The sequence below is a fragment of the Nonomuraea sp. 3N208 genome (genome assembly GCF_052245935.1).
In the GTDB taxonomy this organism is placed as follows: Bacteria; Actinomycetota; Actinomycetes; order Streptosporangiales; family Streptosporangiaceae; genus Nonomuraea.
In genome coordinates this window covers 103,629-118,727 of sequence record NZ_JBQQBR010000032.1, presented here as the reverse complement: position 1 = coordinate 118,727, position 15,099 = coordinate 103,629, and the positions used below count along the sequence as shown (strand labels likewise).

Here is a 15,099-nt window from a genome sequence, read left to right as displayed (position 1 = left end):
CCTCTTCCTCACCGACATGCTGCTGGCCATCGCCGTCACGCCCCCGTCGTGTCCGCTCATGCCGCCGCGGGCGGTGTCCTTCTGTCGGCCGTGTGGTTGTTCATCCCCTTCGACCCGGTCATCCAGCTGATCGTCTCGGTGCCGGCCGTCCGGCTGGCTGCCCTGGTGGGCAGATGGCGCACTGGCGGTGCACGCCTGGCGCGCGTGCCGTGGGCGGCCGCCGTGTACCTGCTCGCCCTCGCCGTGGTCCTGGCCCTCGCGTACCAGGCCAACGCCGTCGCCGCGCACGCCGGCGGCCATCACGGCGGGCCGATGGACTGGGGGACCGGCCCCATGCCGCACCACGCTCCCCAGGCCATGTCCGTTGATCGGCTCACCGGCCCGCGCGACAAGACGCCGGACGCGCGCTTCACGCTCACCGCGGCACGCGGCAAGATCCGGCTCGGCTCGGGCCGCGAGATCGACGCGCTGACCTTCAACGGCCAGGCGCCCGGCCCCGAACTCCGCGTACGGCTGGGCTCGCTCGTCGAGGTGACCCTGATCAACACCGATGTCGAGGAGGGCGTGACTCTGCACTGGCACGGCGTCGACGTGCCCAACGCCGAGGACGGCGTGCCCGGCGTCACCCAGGAGGCCGTCATACCGGGAGGCCGGCCGGCGAGGCCGTCGCCGCAGGGGAGCCGGTGCTGCTCAGGTTGGTCAACAGCTCGGAGGAGCCGCACCGCATCCACGTCGGCGGCACGCCGTACACCGTGAAAGCCATCGACGGCAACCCGATCCAGGGGGCGACGTCGCTGACCGCGGGGACGGACCTCCTGCTGGCGGCCGGCGGACGGTACGACCTCGCCTTCACCATGCCCGACGCCACGGTGACCCTGTCCATCGACGTCAACGAGATCCCCAACACCGCCGCACTGGCCTTCAGCCCCGGCGGCACGGCCCCGCCGGTCGCGCTCGGCACGGGACCGTTGTTCGACCCCCTCACGTACGGCACCGCCGCCCCTACAGGTGAAGATCGCTACGACCGCGCCTTCGACCTCAGGCTGGACGACGGATTCGGCTTCGCCATGGGCGGGTTCAACTACGTCAGCAGCTCGATCAACGGGCGGCTCTACCCCGCCGTTCCCATGCTGATGGTGAGCGAAGGGGACCGGGTCAAGGTGCGCATCGCCAACCGCAGCCTCATCGATCACCCGATGCACCTGCACGGCCACCGGGTACGCGTCCTGTCCCGTAACGGCGTGCCGGCCACCGGCAGCCCGTGGTGGACCGACACGCTCAACGTGGCGCCGGGCGAGGTGTTCGAGGTCGCCTTCACGGCCGACAACCCGGGCATCTGGATGGACCACTGCCACAACTTCAAGCACGGCTCGGACGGCATGGTCATGCACCTCGGCTACGCGGGCGTCACCACCCCGTACACCGAGGACCGGATCCCCGAGTGACCGCACGCCGCTGCACACGCGCCTAGTCGGTTGGTTGCTCCCAAAGGAGCATGTGATGAATATGTCCTGGGTCATCCTGGGCTGATCGCCGTTCCAGGCGTCGCCATGCCGCTCCCGGCGGCATCCTGCCGAACTGCGCTCTCCGCCAGGCGGCCCACTAACACACCGGTCACCAGGGCCACCGCGGTCGGCTCCACTAATCCTGCCGGCACTGCCCTGGCATGCCGTGGTGGATGCCTCCAATGCCCCCGACCTGCCCGCCCTCGCGCTCGACGTGGTCGAACCAGCCCGGCGCGTGGTCTACATTGGCCGGGACACCGAACACCCTCGACACCCGCGACCTGGCACTGCGGGACGTCACCGCCGTCGGCATCCTCGGCGGCTCGGCCGGACTGGCTGGCGCCATTGAGGCCTACGCGGACGACTCAGTGGACGCCCGCCCCCTGGTGGCGACCACGGTCGGCCTCGCCGAGACGGCTGAGGTGCTGGCCAGACGCCGACCGGAGAATGCCGGTCCGGGGCCGAAGATCCACATTGACCCGCGCCGATAGAGAGTACGAACGTGATTAACCGGGCAGATCCCGCCATCCTTTCCGCGGTGGAGGCCGTTGTCCCCGGCATCACCCGGTCGCGGGCGAGCGACCGGCTCGGCATGGCACACGACGCCTCCCACTACCTGCTCACGCCACAGGCCGTGCTCGTACCGGAAAGCGCCGTGCAGGTCGCCGCCCTGTTGCGCACCGGACTGCCGCTCACCTTCCGCTCGGGCGGCACCAGTCTCAGCGGCCAGAGCGTCAGCGAGCACCTGCTGGTCGACACCCGGCGCCACTTCCGCGCCATCGAGGTACTGGGCGACGGCACCCGGGTGCGGGTGCAGCCGGGCGCCGTGCTGCGGCAGGTCAATGCCCGGCTCGCACCGTACGGCCGCAAGCTCGGCCCCGACCCGGCCAGCGAATCGGCGTGCACGATCGGCGGCGTCGTCGCCAACAACTCCAGCGGCATGACCTGCGGCACGCACGCCAACACCTACCAGACCTTGGAATCCATGACGCTGGTGCTGCCCAGCGGCACCGTCGTCGACACCGGGGCGCCCGACGCCGACGAGCGGCTGCGTGCCCTGGAGCCCCACCTGGCCCAAGGGCTGGTACGGCTGCGCGACCGGATCAGGGGCAATCCTGACTCCGTCGGCCGGATCCGGGCCCAGTTCTCGCTGAAGAACACCATGGGTTACGGGCTCAACAGCTTCCTCGACCACTCATCACCCGCGCAGATCCTCGCCCACCTGATGGTCGGCAGCGAGGGCACGCTGGGCTTCGTCGCCGAAGCGGTGCTGCGCACAGTCCCCGCTCACCCGGTGGCCGCCACCGGCCTGCTGCTCTTCCCCAACCTGCGCACGGCGATGGCCGCAGTGCCCCGGCTGGTCGAGGCGGGGCCCGCCGCGATCGAACTGCTCGATGAGGAGTCCCTGCGGGTTGCGCGCACCCCTGGGCAGGCCGCGCTTCTGGTGGAATGGCAGGAGTCGGAAGCCGACCTGCTCGCCGTGCGAGAGCAGCAGGCAGCCGAGATCTTCACCGAACTGGAGCTGTCCGAACCCGGCCGGCTCAGCAGGGACGCCGCAGGCCGCGCCGCCCTGTGGAAGATCCGCAAGGGCCTGTACGCCTCGGTCGCCGGCGCCCGCCCCAGCGGCACCACCGCCCTTCTGGAGGACGTCGCCGTGCCCGTGCAGGAGCTGGCCTGCCTGTGCGACGACCTGACCGAGCTGTTCGCCAAGCACCGCTACGAGCGCAGCGTCGTCTTCGGCCACGCCAAGGACGGCAACCTGCACTTCATGCTCAACGAGCGCTTCGACACCGAGCTGCAGCGCTACGCCGACTTCACCGAGGACATGGTCGAGGCCGTCCTGGCCAGGGGCGGCACGCTCAAAGCCGAGCACGGCACCGGCCGCGTCATGGCGCCATTCGTCCGCCGCCAGTACGGCGACGAACTTTACGACGTGATGCGCGAGGTCAAACGCCTGTGCGACCCCGCCGGCACGCTCAATCCCGGTGTCCTCCTCACCGACGACCCGAAGGCGCACCTGCGCGACCTCAAGTCCGTCGTCCCCGTCGAGCCCGAGGTCGACCGGTGCGTGGAGTGCGGCTACTGCGAGCCCGTCTGTCCCAGCCGCGACTTGACCACCACCCCGCGCCAGCGCATCGTGCTGCGGCGGGAGTTGGCCGCCGCCCAGGCGGCCGGAGACCAGCGGCTGGCGCGCGAGCTGGAGCGCGAGTACGGCTACGACGCCGTGGACACGTGCGCGGTGGACGGCATGTGCGCCACCGCCTGCCCTGTCGGCATCAACACCGGCGACCTGACCAAGCGCCTGCGCGCAGAACGGCACAGCCGGCTCGCGCAGAAGGCCGGGAAGGCAGCCGCACGAAGCTGGCGCACCGTCACCGGGGCCATGAACCTGGCACTCGACACAGCCGCCGCCTTTCCGCCGGGTCTCGTGGAAGGCCTGAGTCGTTCGGCTCCAGGGATCCCGCAGTGGAGCCGGGACCTGCCGCGCGGCGGGACCCGGCGCCGCCCCGTCTCCTCAAAGTCGCCGGACGCCGTCTACCTGCCGTCCTGCCTCAACACTCTCTTCGCCCCTCCCGCGGGCGGGCCGGGCGTCATGGCGGCGTTCCTGCGGCTGGCCGAGCGGGCCGGGGTACGGCTGGCCATACCCGACGCAATCGCCGGTCTGTGCTGCGGCACGCCGTGGTCCTCCAAGGGCTACGCCGACGGCTACGCGGAGATGCGGCGCCGGGTGACCGAGGCGCTGGCCGGTGTCACCGTCCCGGTCGTCAGCGACGCCGCCTCGTGCACCGAGGGCTTCGAACGTCTGGGTTTGCAAATCGTGGACGCTGTCTCCTTCACCGCGGAACGCATCCTGCCTCGCCTGGAGGTGAAGCACCGCCTGCCCTCGCTGGCCCTCCACCCCACCTGCTCGTCCACCCGGCTCGGCCTGGAGGCCGCCGTCATGAGCGTGGCCGAGGCAGTCTCCGAGAGGGTCGTCGTCCCCGACGGCTGGCAGTGCTGCGGGTTCGCCGGAGACCGTGGGCTGCTGCATCCCGAACTCACCGCGTCGGCCACCCAGGCCGAGGCCGACTCGGTCTCCGCCGCCGGATGCTCGGCGCACGCTTCAGTCAACCGGACCTGCGAACTCGGCCTCACCCGCGCGACGGGCCAGTCGTACCACCACCTCTTGGAACTCCTCGACCAGGTCACCGCCTGAATTTGACGACACTCATGCGAAAGCCGTTACCCCACAGTTGTACTGACGGCGTGTCGCGCCTGGGCGAACAAGCTTCCGTCCGCACCCCGGATCAGGCGTGGCCGGCCAGCAGGTCGTCGAAAAAGTCGATGATCGGCGGTTGCGTCCCCGCGGCATCGTGGCCCACCCTCGGGACCTCGACCTTCCGGACCGTGGTTCGGTGCCGTGCCAGGCTCTCGGCGCGCTCACCGCGACGGCGGCGAGCCGCTCCGGGTGGAGGTAGAGGAACCGGTGGGCGAACTGACCACCACCGGAGTGCCCGCACAGCATCACCGTGTCCACCCGCGCGTTCCACCGGACCCGGACCTGCTCCAGGACCTCGAGCAGCACCAGGTCGAACCGGATGCCGTGGGCGTCGACGGCCTTGTAGTTGTGCACGTCGTCCGGATCGTCGATGCCGGCCGGGAACAGTGGTGTCACGACGATGAGATCGTGCCGGTCGGCAAAGGGGATGAGTGCCTCCCGCAACGCGCCGACGTTGCGCCCGGTGCCGTGCACGGCCACCAGCACCGGCATCCGGGCATCGGGAGTCCAGCTCCTGGGGACATAGGCGCAGTAGCTGCAGCGCGGTTCGGTCGGCGCAGCGAAGAACGGTGTACGGCCGGTCAGCAGCCGGCGGCCGGGGTGTGCGGCAGGCAGGTCTTCGAGACGGATCACGAGATCTCCCTTTTCAGGTCGAGGCAAGAGGAGCCTGGTTTCGTCCGCCATCGGGCTCGTCGTCGACCACCAGGGTCTTCATGAGGGTGGTGACGGTCGGCGCCAGGTCGACGTTCCAGATCTCGTCGAGCATCCGGCTGCACCGCGCTGCCGTCGTCAGCGGTTCCACCAGGGCCACGAACTTCTTCTCGAACTGCTCATCGGTCATCGGCGTCCGGTGGCCGCCGGGGGCGTCGTGGACCTCGCGGACGAGCTTGTCGCCGGAGGTGAGGCGGATGGTGACCCGGTTGGGGATGCGGGTCGGCAGCATCGCCGTGAGAACCGGGTCCTCGCGAACCTCGACGCGGGCCATCAACGCCCCGACGGCGGGGTCGGTGAGCGCGTCCGGATCGTACGAGGACGCCGTCAGCTCCCCGTCGACGAGCGCGCGGGCCACCGTGTACGGGAGGCTGTGGTCGGCGGTCTCGCGGGTGGTGGGGCGCCACTTCTCCGGGTCCTTGCCCAGGATCGTCCAGCCGATGTGCGTGGTGTCGATGACGATGCGGTCGATCTCGTCGAGGTCGGCGATCTTCTCGCGCAGGGCGAGCGCCGCCCACACCGCTGTCTGCATCTCACCGTTGGTCGGCAGCAGTTTGGTGAGCGTCCGGGACACGGCGTACGTGCTGCCGGAGGTGTGCGGGAACTCGAGTGGCTCCAGCACGAAGGAATCGCTCACCTGTCGCATGAACCCCATCTCGCCCTCGAAGATCGGCGCGGGTCCGGTGAACCCCTCCCTGGCCAGCCAGGCGGAGAAGACACCGTTCCTGGCGGCGTTCGGCGCGGAGGAACCCTTCCACGACGACAGTTCGCCTGCCCGGACCTGACGCATCGCGATGTGCCCGTTCAGGGCGATGTTGACCGCCTGGGTGAGCTGTCGAGCCTCCAGGCCCATGAGCTTGCCCGCGGCGAGGGTGGCGGCCACGAGCACGTAGTTCACGTGGTCCCACCCGCGGCGGTAGAGGTTCGCGGCGTCCTGCAACTGGACCTGTACCTCGTAAGCGAGCGCGATGGCTGTGACGAGGTCCCGGCCGGAGCGCCCTTCGGCCTCGGCGACCGCCAGACATGCCGCGATGTTGTCGCTGGGATGTCCGGGCTCGAGCCCGAGGTAGCCGTCGTTGATGTCCAGGTGGCGCACCATCGTTCCGTTGACGAACGTGGCGACGTCCGCGGTGGCGCTGTGCCTCGTGCCCAGTACCGTCGACGGGCCCGGGGGAAGGGCACGTGCGAGACGTCGCGCCGCGCGGCTGGGCTCGGCGTTGAACGCGCCGAGCCCGCAGCCGAGGGTGTCGACCAGGCGTTGCCGGACCGTGTGGATCGCGTGCTCGCTGACGTCGTCGAAACGCAGCGCAGCCGCCCAGGTACCGAGGTCGTCAGCGATCACGGTCGGCTGGCCGCTTGATCGGCATGCGCGCGAGAGGGACGTGGTGCTGGCCGGCGTGCATGTCGCGGTCTCGGAGCGAACCCTGGCTGATGGGACGCGGAAAGGAGATCTTCACGACGTTCAGCGACGGGATCCGGAACATCTGGACCGTGCTCTCCTCGACCCGGTAGAGCTCGGCGATCACGCGCTCGTTCAGGAAGGACTCGTCCGCGGCGATCCGGTAGCCGTCGGCGTCGCGCAGGAAGAGCTCCATGGTGACCCAGAACGGGCCCGCGTTCTTGGACCGGACCTCGTGGGCGAGGTCCGCCAGGGTGGTCTCAGACATCGGCGTTCTTTCCCATCTCGATGCGGAACAGGCTCGTCGGGTCGGCGCAGTCGACGACATGGTTCAGCACGAACTCGTACGCCGCGCCGCGCTCGACCTCGGCCGGCGAGGACGCGAACGCGAGGCTCGGCAGGTAGTCCATCGCCGGCGTCGGCAGGTGCAGCATCAGCGGGTTGGCGACCTTGGCGATCGCCGTGGCCGTCGCCTGGTCGGGCGCGTTGACCACCAGCATCACGCCCACCTCCCGCGGCGGCCCGGTCTCGGGCTCGAGGTCGTCCAGCACCGCGTTGTGGCCGTAGAGGCGCAGGTCGAAGGCGTACTCGTCGTCCGCCAGCTCCAGCGTCTGGCCCACCCGCCGCTTGATCATCGTGCACATCAGGTCCGCCCAGGCGTCGATGTCAGCGAGGATGAGGGGGTCTCGGATCGCGGTGAACGACATGGTCTCGTAGCCGGTGATCCGGGCGCCTTCCAGCTTGATCGTGTACTGGTCGGCGACGTGGAACCTCGACCCCTCGACGCGGACGATCCGGTCGTCGACCGCGGTGTACCGCGCGTCACGAACGTCGAGGGTGCCGTCGGGCTCCCGCATCTCGAACGGGTTCGCGGTCTCGTAGAGCATGTGGGCGGCCACCGAGATCGGCGTGCACGACACCGCGGGGTCGAGCGGTTCGATGGTGAAGCCGTCGGCGTCGATGGTGGCGAGGACCCCGCCCGCGCGCGGGTTGCTGGTGCACTGGCCGCCGCACTCGACGATCTTGGCGGCGTGCCACGTCGGCCCGGCGGGCAGCCCTTTCATGAGCGGGTAGGCGGCGGCCACCGCCGTGTCGGTGGCACGGCCGGCGAGCACGACCTGGGCACCGGCCCGGAGTGCCTCGACGATCGGTTCGTGGCCCATCGCGCCGACGATGTGGGTGCAGCTCTCGAGGGTCTCGGCCCGCAGCTGTCCCAATGGGGGGAGCGGGTGGATCCGGCCCGCGTCGAGGTGCTCCTTCAACCCGGTCGTGCTCTGCTCGCTGTAGATCCGCGCGACCTGCAGGTCCAGGCCCTCCTCCGCCATCACCTCGGCCGCGATCCCGGCGACCCAGTCGACGCCGCTGTCGGTCCCGCTCGTACCGCAGGAGCCCACGATCACGGGTATGCCCGCGCTGGACGCGGCCGTCAGCAGGCTGCGCAGGTCGCGTGCCACCGCCTTGGCCGTCGTCTTGGGGGTCGCGGAGCCGAGGTAGTAGGGGCCGGAGTCCGTTGACCCGGCGTCGATGCTGATGACGTCGGCACCCAGTGCGATGCCGCGCTCGATCGTCGCGTGGTCCCAGCCCGCGCCGAGCATGCCGCTCGGCGACAGGACCCGGACCGGCTTGACGGGTTCGCTGTCCATGTCCCTCTTTCTCTCGGTGTCAGTTCACCGGGAACTGTGCTCGGCCTTCGAGCGCCGCCACGAGTTCCTCGGCCCCTCTGCGCCCTGCGGCGGCTCGTGCTTCGGCCGTTTGCCCGGCCATGTGGGAGTAGACGACGATGCCGTCGACGCCGCGCAACGGGCTGTCAGGCGGAAGCGGCTCCTCGCTCACGACGTCGAGTGCCGCGCCCGCGATCTGTCCCGCCTGCACGGCCGCGACGAGGGCGTCCTCGTCGACGATGGGACCACGCGCGGTGTTGACCAGCAGCGCGGTCGGCTTCATCTGCTTGAACGCCGACTCGCCGAGCAGGCCTCGGGTCCGTTCCGTGAGCGAGGTGTGCACCGAGACGTAGTCGGCGGTGGCCAGCAGCTCGGGCAGGTCGACGAACCCGACCAAGGGATCGCTCCGCAGCCGCGCCGGCACGTTGGTGGAGCAGACCACGCTCATGCCGAAGGCGCGAGCCAGCGGCACCACCGCCCGCGCCGACGCGCCGTAGCCGATGAGTCCGAGGGTCGACCCACGCAGTTCACGTCCGTCCTCACGCGGCCAGGCCCCCTGGGCCACACCGTGTGCGGACTGCACGAGATGTCGGGTGCCCGCGAGCAACAGACCCATGGTGTACTCGGCGACGGCGTTGGCGTTGATGCCGGGCAGGTTGCTCACGCTGATCCCCAGCCGGGCCGCGGCGGCGACGTCGACCGAGTCGAAGCCCACGCCTGTCCGCACGATGACCCTCAGCCTCGGCGCGCGGGCGAGGACGTCGGCCGTCAGCGGTTCGTTGGCCACCAGCGCGGCGTCGATCCCGGCGAGTGCCGCCACGAGCTGTTCGGGGTCGCGCCGACCGACCATGGGCAGGTGCACGGTCTCCAGCCCGGAGAGCCTCAGGAACTCGTCGACCTCGTCGCCGGGGCGGAGGTAGTCCGTGGTGATCAGCACGCGGGTTGCCGTCACAGCACACGTCCGGAGGAAGACCGTCGTTGCAGGGCACTGACGCGCGCGACCGTCAGCACGGCGATGACCGCGATGATCGCAACGTGGATCAGCAGCAGGGACCAGCTCGTCAGGTCGACCATGCCGCCGACCACCGCCGGCCCGAGGAAGCCGCCACCCACCCATCCGACGGTATAGAGACCGGTATAGGTCCCGACCACTCCGTCAGACGGGGCGAGGTTCCACAGGACGACGACCGCGTTGACCAGGAACGAGGACGCACCCGCTGCCGCGACGCACAGACCGACCACCGCGCCGGTGGGCGTCTGCACCACGGTGCCGAGCACCAGGCCGGCCGCGAACACCGCCATCCCGGCCATCATCACGCGCAGCCGGCCGAAGCGCTCCGCGAGCATCGCCACCGGGTAGGCCGCCACGATGAAGGCCACGCCGCTGGGCAGCGTCAGCCCGCCCGCTTCGCCGCGGGACAGGTCCAGCACCTCCATGCCGTACGGCGTGATGAGTGCCCGGGAGGCGGCCCACGCACCGCCGAAGAGGAGGATGGACACGATGAGCAACAACCTGCTGCGGTTCGGATCGCGCACGATGTCGAGCACGACGTCCCGCACCCGCACCCGCACGTCCGCCGACGCCGTACCCTGTCGCTCGCGGTCCTCCTCCAGTGCCGTCTGGTAGGCCGGGGACCGGCTGTCCCGCAGCTTCGCGGCGAGCAGGATCACGGACGCCACCATCAAGACCGCGGGAATCGCGAACGACAACCTCGGGAAGTCGTCGATCAGGAAGATGCTGATCAGCGCCGCGACCATCACCGTGAGGCTCGACGCGATCTTGACCACCGCGTTGGCCCGGCTCCGGCGCTGCGGCGGGATGAAGTCCGGGAGCAGGGACTCGGCGATGGGCTTGAACGAGTTCGCGACCAGCGCGTAGGCGAACATCACCAGGACCAGCAGTGGTAACGCGGCCGCGGCATGCGGGATGGCGACGAACAGCAGCGCCGCCAACGGCATCCCGACGACGAGGTACGGGATACGTCTTCCCCACGAGGTACGGGTGTTGTCCGACCGGTTGCCCATCCACGGCTGGATGAAGATGCCGAGCAGGTTGTCCATCCCCATGAGCAGGCCGATGAGCGCGGCACTGCCGATGTGCTCGCGGAGCAACGGCGGTACCTGCGAGTCGTAGAGGTTCCACGTCGACTCCTGCGCGAAGACCGCCAGGGAGACGAAGAAGGTGATGCGTCCCGCTCGCGTGGGCTGCCCGCTCATCGTCGTGGACATGGACACCTTCCCTTCGTTCCTGCCGTTGTGGCGAGCACAACGCTACGGTTGCTATAGCAAGACGGTCAATAGTCTCAATCGAGGTTTGCCATGGCAGATAGACTGCTCGCATGGCGGATGAGACGTTGAAGGGCCTGACGGCCGGCACCCTGGCCGACCGCGCGTACCGCGCCATCCGCGACGCGATCACGATCGGCGAACTACGTCCCGGTCAGAAGGTCACCGAACGAGGGCTCGCCGAGCGGTTGTCGGTCAGCCCGACACCGGTGCGCGAGGCCATCCGGCGCCTGGAGCAGGACGGCCTGCTCGAACGAACGGGACCGAGGACGGTGCAGGTGGCCACGTTTGGCGACGTCGCGATACAGGACCTCGCCGAGGTCGAGGTGGCCCTGCGCGGGATGGTGGCCCGCTTCGCCGCCCGGCATGCGTCCCCGGAGCAACTGGACCAGCTCGACGCCATCCTCGACGATGCCGACGACCTGCTGATCCTCATCAAGCAGCGCCAGAAGGCCGGGCAGGAGCCGTCGCGGCACCTTGGCCGGCTACTCGACGCCATGCAGCGCTTCAACGAGGTCGTCGAGTCCTGCGCCGGCAACCCGGTCCTCGTGCGTCTGCTCGACCAGACCCGGGTGTTCTCGTGGCCGGAGCGCCGGGCCAGGCTGATCGAACGGATCAGCCACGACGCCGAGTTCGGCCTGCACCGCTACACGAGCCATCGTGCGCTCGTCCGGGCGTTGCGGGCGCGCGACTCGGCAGCGGCCGAGGCGCTCGTGATCGAGGACGCCCGTGGCGGGCTCGGCGACCTGCTCGCCGCACCTACGACACCGGCGACGGCTTCCGTCGCCCAGCCCTGAAGGACCATGCCTGGGCAAAGCCGACGAGCACGCCCCCGTGGAAGATCGGGATGATCACGGCGATGTCGGGCAGGTCACGGTGGCGAGCCGGTCCCACCGGACTTCCAGGCCGATCGGGTCGGAGAAGGATGGTGTCATGACGTCGTGGTGGCCTTCGGCTGCGAATCGCGCTGCCCGGATGCCCCGGTCGCGATCTCGGCGGCGATCGCCGTGCCGAGACCCGCGGTCGTCCCGGAGCCGCCGAGGTCGGGAGTGAGCACCTCCGGTTGCCCGTCGAGCACGCTCTCGATCGCGGCCACGATTCGCGCCGCCGCGGCGGGCTCTCCCAGGTGGTCGAGCATCATGGCGCCGCTCCAGATCTGACCGACCGGGTTGGCGATCCCGCGTCCGGCGATGTCGGGAGCCGAGCCGTGAACCGGCTCGAACAGGCTCGGCCAGGTGCGGTCCGGGTTGATGTTGGCGCTCGGGGCGATCCCGATCGTCCCCGCGCACGCCGGCCCGAGGTCGGAGAGGATGTCCCCGAAGAGGTTGCTGGCGACGACGACGTCGTACTGCTCGGGGCGCAGGACGAACTTGGCCGCGAGGATGTCGATGTGGTCCTTGTCCGCAACCACGTCCGGATACCGCTCCGCCATCGCGGCCGCGCGCTCGTCCCAGTACGGCATCGTGATGGAGATGCCGTTGCTCTTGGTCGCCCACGTCAGGTGCTTGCGTGGCCGGGAGTCGGCCAGCTCGAACGCGTACCGCAGCACCCGGTCCACCCCGGTTCGGGTCATCACGGTCTCCTGCACGACCGTCTCGCGGTCGGTGCCCTCGAAGATCCGGCCCCCGATGTTCGAGTACTCGCCCTCGGTGTTCTCGCGGACGACCAGGAAGTCGATGTCGCCCGGCTCGTGGTCACGCAGCGGGCTGCGCACCCCGCGCAGCAGCCGGACCGGCCGCAGGTTGACGTACTGGTCGAACTCACGGCGGAACTTCAGGAGGCTGCCCCACAGCGACACGTGGTCGGGCACGACCTCGGGCCACCCGACCGCGCCGAAGAAGATCGCGTCGAAGCCGCCGAGCACCTCCCGCCAGTCCGGCGGCAGCATCTCGCCGTGCTGCACCCAGTAGTCGGCGCAGGCGAACCCGAACTCGACGGTCTCCAGCTCGAATCCATGGGTCTCCGCGGCGGCCCGCAGGCACCGCAGCCCTTCCGGGACGACCTCACCTCCGATGCCGTCGCCGGGGATGACCGCGATGCGGTAACGGTGGGACACAGGCGCTCCTCCGGCCTCGTCGACAGTGCACGCACCCGGTCAGGCCGGCGGGTGCGCCTCCACCTTCGTCGGCGGAAAACGCCGCAACAAGAACGCCTGGAGCAACCTATCCTTTCGCTCATGGAAAGACGCCGGCGTCACACCCGCCGCGGCGCGACGCGATGACCACCTCGATGGACGACCTCCACTTCTTCCAGGTGGTCGCCGCCAGCGAAACGCTCACGGCGGCCGCCCGCGAGCTGGACTGCTCCCTGCCTGTCGTCAGCAAGCGCCTCAGCGCCCTGGAACGCCGGCTCGACGTACGTCTGGTGCACCGCGGCACGCGCCGACTCGCGCTGACCTCCGAGGGGGAGGTCTACGCCGCGCGCCTGGAGACGATCCTCGACCAGGTCCGCGAACTCGAGGACTTGGTCACCCATCGTTCCGGCGACCTGCGGGGCTCCGTGGTGGTCCAGGCGACCCTGGGCCTCGGACGCGCGCACGTGGCGCCGCTGCTCGGCGAGTTCACCGCCCTGCATCCGCGGCTGAGCATCCAGCTCCGCACGACGGCGCTGCCCCTGCGGCCGCACCGGCGCGAGTTCGACATGGCGGTCCACGTCGGAACACCCCCGGACTCCTCACTGCGGATGCGCCGGCTGGCGAAGAACCGTCGAGTTCCCTGCGCCGCACCGTCCTACCTGGAACGTAGGGGAACGCCCGAACGCGTGGAGGACCTGGCCGACCACGACTGCATCGTGCTCCGCGAGAACGAGGGCGACTTCGCCCTGTGGCGCTTCGGCGACGTCAGGAACCCGCGCCAGATACGCGTGCACGGCCGTCTGTCCAGCAACGACGGGGACATCGTGACCGACTGGGCACTGCAGGGCCGCGGGGTGATCATGCGCTCGGAATGGCAGATCCGGTCTCACCTCGAGAGCGGCGCTCTGGTGCGCGTGCTGCCCGAGGTACCGACACCGCCTGCCGACATCTACGCGCTCCTGTCCGACGACGTCCACGTGCCCCGGCGGATCAGCGAGCTGGTCGACCATCTGGCCGCACGACTACCGGACCGGATCGCCGGCTCCGGTGAGCCGGTGCTTTCCCGTTGAGAAAGGTCGCTTTGCCGTCGACGGCATTGTCCGACCGCCACCCCGGTTCCTAGGTTGCGTACCGTGGACATCACCGAGCGCATCGATCCCCAGGTCCGCGCGCGCCTCGATCAGTATCTACAGCTGGTCGGTCCCAAAGGTCTGAGCGGTATCAGGGACATTCCCGAGCGACGCAGGCGACAGGCCGAGTTGACCGCCCTGCGAGCCACCCCGCTTGTGCCCGACGACATCGACGTGCACGACGTGTCGATCACTCACGGTGTGGCTACGCCGGTGCTGCTGCGTGTGTACCGACCGCACCCGAGCACCCGGCAGGCGCCCTGCGTTTACTACATCCACGGTGGCGGCATGGTGGCGGGCAGCGTCGACGGCGATCATGCAAAAGTCATCGGGCTGGCCCGGGCGACCGGCTGCGTCGTCGTCTCGGTCGAGTACCGGCTGGCACCCGAAAACCCGTACCCCGCGGCGCTCGACGACTGCTACGCGGGGCTCGTGGCGGTCGCGGACCGGCACCGCGAACTTGGGATCGACCCCGGCCTGATCGGTCTCTACGGGACGAGCGCGGGCGGCGGGCTGGCCGCGGCAGTGGCGTTGCTGTCCCGCGACCGCGGCGGTCCGGCCATCGCCCACCAGATGCTGGTGTCCCCCATGCTGGACGACATGTCGTCGACCCCTTCGGCCGCGGCCAACACCGGCTTCGGTGCGTGGAGTCGTGAGGCCAACATCCAGGCCTGGCGGGCGCTGCTCGGCGAGGACTTCGGCACCGACCGGGTCCCGCCGTACGCCGCGCCGGCGCGCGCCGGCGATCTCTCCGGCCTGCCGCCGACGTACGTCGACGTCGGCGACCTCGACCTGTTGCGTGACGAGGCGATCGATTTCGCACGCCGGCTGTGCTGGGCCGGCGTTCCCGTCGAGCTGCACGTCTATCCAGGCGGCATCCACGGCGGTGAGAACCTCGCTCCCGACGCCGAACTGAGCGTTCGAGTCCGCGGCCACCGGCACAATGCCCTCCACCGAGCACTCTGCAGCGAAGAGCCGCCCCGATGACGCCGGGTTGTGGCGCCCCTGGCCCGCAGACAACTCGCCCTGGATCGGGCCCACCTCGACCGCCGCCGCGGCAACCGACCGACGGCG

The 15,099-nt window shown here is 70.0% G+C and carries 14 protein-coding genes; 7 read left to right on the top strand and 7 right to left on the bottom strand.

The features are described 5' to 3' along the window. Positions 1–48 precede the first annotated feature (48 nt). The 4 genes from ACTWPT_RS39895 to ACTWPT_RS39880 all read left to right on the top strand — a co-directional run bounded on the left by ACTWPT_RS39895 (position 49) and on the right by ACTWPT_RS39880 (position 4,701). On the top strand, positions 49–756 hold the full coding sequence (locus ACTWPT_RS39895) for a multicopper oxidase domain-containing protein (protein WP_443182714.1): 708 nt from the start codon (positions 49–51) through the stop codon (positions 754–756). Next, a complete protein-coding gene (locus tag ACTWPT_RS39890; RefSeq protein WP_443182713.1) occupies positions 684–1,445 on the top strand; it encodes a multicopper oxidase domain-containing protein in 762 nt (253 codons plus the stop codon). The genes ACTWPT_RS39895 and ACTWPT_RS39890 overlap by 73 nt, the downstream gene beginning before the upstream one ends. Positions 1,446–1,687: 242 nt before the next feature. Further along, positions 1,688–1,996: a hypothetical protein gene (locus ACTWPT_RS39885; RefSeq protein WP_443182712.1), complete on the top strand. Its 309-nt coding sequence runs from the start codon at positions 1,688–1,690 to the stop codon at positions 1,994–1,996. A gap of 47 nt (positions 1,997–2,043) precedes the next feature. Continuing rightward, complete coding sequence (locus ACTWPT_RS39880; protein ID WP_443182711.1) at positions 2,044–4,701, top strand: FAD-binding and (Fe-S)-binding domain-containing protein; 2,658 nt, start codon at positions 2,044–2,046, stop codon at positions 4,699–4,701. Between the two features lie 12 nt (positions 4,702–4,713). Here ACTWPT_RS39880 and ACTWPT_RS39875 read toward each other — a convergent pair whose 3' ends face one another. The 6 genes from ACTWPT_RS39875 to ACTWPT_RS39850 are packed head-to-tail and all read right to left on the bottom strand — an operon-like array spanning position 4,714 to position 10,764. Then, on the bottom strand, positions 4,714–5,397 hold the full coding sequence (locus ACTWPT_RS39875) for a hypothetical protein (RefSeq protein ID WP_443182710.1): 684 nt from the start codon (positions 5,395–5,397) through the stop codon (positions 4,714–4,716). 13 nt (positions 5,398–5,410) lie between these two features. Then, the gene (locus ACTWPT_RS39870) at positions 5,411–6,817 is read right to left on the bottom strand and encodes an MmgE/PrpD family protein (protein ID WP_443182709.1); all 1,407 of its coding nucleotides are present in this window, start codon (positions 6,815–6,817) and stop codon (positions 5,411–5,413) included. Beyond that, entirely contained in the window at positions 6,807–7,142 is a 336-nt protein-coding gene (locus ACTWPT_RS39865; RefSeq protein ID WP_443182708.1) for a DUF4387 domain-containing protein, read from the bottom strand. The genes ACTWPT_RS39870 and ACTWPT_RS39865 overlap by 11 nt, the downstream gene beginning before the upstream one ends. Continuing rightward, entirely contained in the window at positions 7,135–8,517 is a 1,383-nt protein-coding gene (locus ACTWPT_RS39860) for an acyclic terpene utilization AtuA family protein (RefSeq protein WP_443182707.1), read from the bottom strand. Before ACTWPT_RS39860 ends, ACTWPT_RS39865 begins: the two co-directional genes overlap by 8 nt. A gap of 19 nt (positions 8,518–8,536) precedes the next feature. Then, the gene (locus tag ACTWPT_RS39855) at positions 8,537–9,487 is read right to left on the bottom strand and encodes a phosphoglycerate dehydrogenase (protein WP_443182706.1); all 951 of its coding nucleotides are present in this window, start codon (positions 9,485–9,487) and stop codon (positions 8,537–8,539) included. After that, complete coding sequence (locus ACTWPT_RS39850) at positions 9,484–10,764, bottom strand: MFS transporter (protein WP_443182705.1); 1,281 nt, start codon at positions 10,762–10,764, stop codon at positions 9,484–9,486. The genes ACTWPT_RS39855 and ACTWPT_RS39850 overlap by 4 nt, the downstream gene beginning before the upstream one ends. A 110-nt stretch (positions 10,765–10,874) precedes the next feature. On the opposite strand from ACTWPT_RS39850, the gene ACTWPT_RS39845 reads away from it, so the two are divergent. After that, the gene (locus tag ACTWPT_RS39845; protein ID WP_443182704.1) at positions 10,875–11,618 is read left to right on the top strand and encodes a GntR family transcriptional regulator; all 744 of its coding nucleotides are present in this window, start codon (positions 10,875–10,877) and stop codon (positions 11,616–11,618) included. Positions 11,619–11,752: 134 nt separating this feature from the next. Here ACTWPT_RS39845 and ACTWPT_RS39840 read toward each other — a convergent pair whose 3' ends face one another. Next, the gene (locus ACTWPT_RS39840; RefSeq protein WP_443182703.1) at positions 11,753–12,877 is read right to left on the bottom strand and encodes a tartrate dehydrogenase; all 1,125 of its coding nucleotides are present in this window, start codon (positions 12,875–12,877) and stop codon (positions 11,753–11,755) included. A 173-nt stretch (positions 12,878–13,050) separates the two neighbouring features. On the opposite strand from ACTWPT_RS39840, the gene ACTWPT_RS39835 reads away from it, so the two are divergent. Both ACTWPT_RS39835 and ACTWPT_RS39830 read left to right on the top strand, forming a co-directional pair. After that, positions 13,051–13,965, top strand: coding sequence for a LysR family transcriptional regulator (locus ACTWPT_RS39835; RefSeq protein WP_443182702.1), 915 nt, complete (start codon positions 13,051–13,053; stop codon positions 13,963–13,965). 63 nt (positions 13,966–14,028) lie between these two features. Then, positions 14,029–15,012, top strand: coding sequence for an alpha/beta hydrolase (locus ACTWPT_RS39830; protein WP_443182701.1), 984 nt, complete (start codon positions 14,029–14,031; stop codon positions 15,010–15,012). The last annotated feature ends 87 nt before the right edge of the window (positions 15,013–15,099 follow it).

Bases quoted from the DNA above. Each gene is read 5' to 3' on its own strand.
- ACTWPT_RS39885 (WP_443182712.1), top strand. From the start codon at position 1,688: ATGCCCCCGACCTGCCCGCCCTCGCGCTCGACGTGGTCGAACCAGCCC.
- ACTWPT_RS39865 (WP_443182708.1), bottom strand. From the start codon at position 7,142: ATGTCTGAGACCACCCTGGCGGACCTCGCCCACGAGGTCCGGTCCAAG.
- ACTWPT_RS39850 (WP_443182705.1), bottom strand. From the start codon at position 10,764: ATGTCCACGACGATGAGCGGGCAGCCCACGCGAGCGGGACGCATCACC.
- ACTWPT_RS39835 (WP_443182702.1), top strand. From the start codon at position 13,051: ATGGACGACCTCCACTTCTTCCAGGTGGTCGCCGCCAGCGAAACGCTC.
- ACTWPT_RS39845 (WP_443182704.1), top strand. From the start codon at position 10,875: ATGGCGGATGAGACGTTGAAGGGCCTGACGGCCGGCACCCTGGCCGAC.
- ACTWPT_RS39860 (WP_443182707.1), bottom strand. From the start codon at position 8,517: ATGGACAGCGAACCCGTCAAGCCGGTCCGGGTCCTGTCGCCGAGCGGC.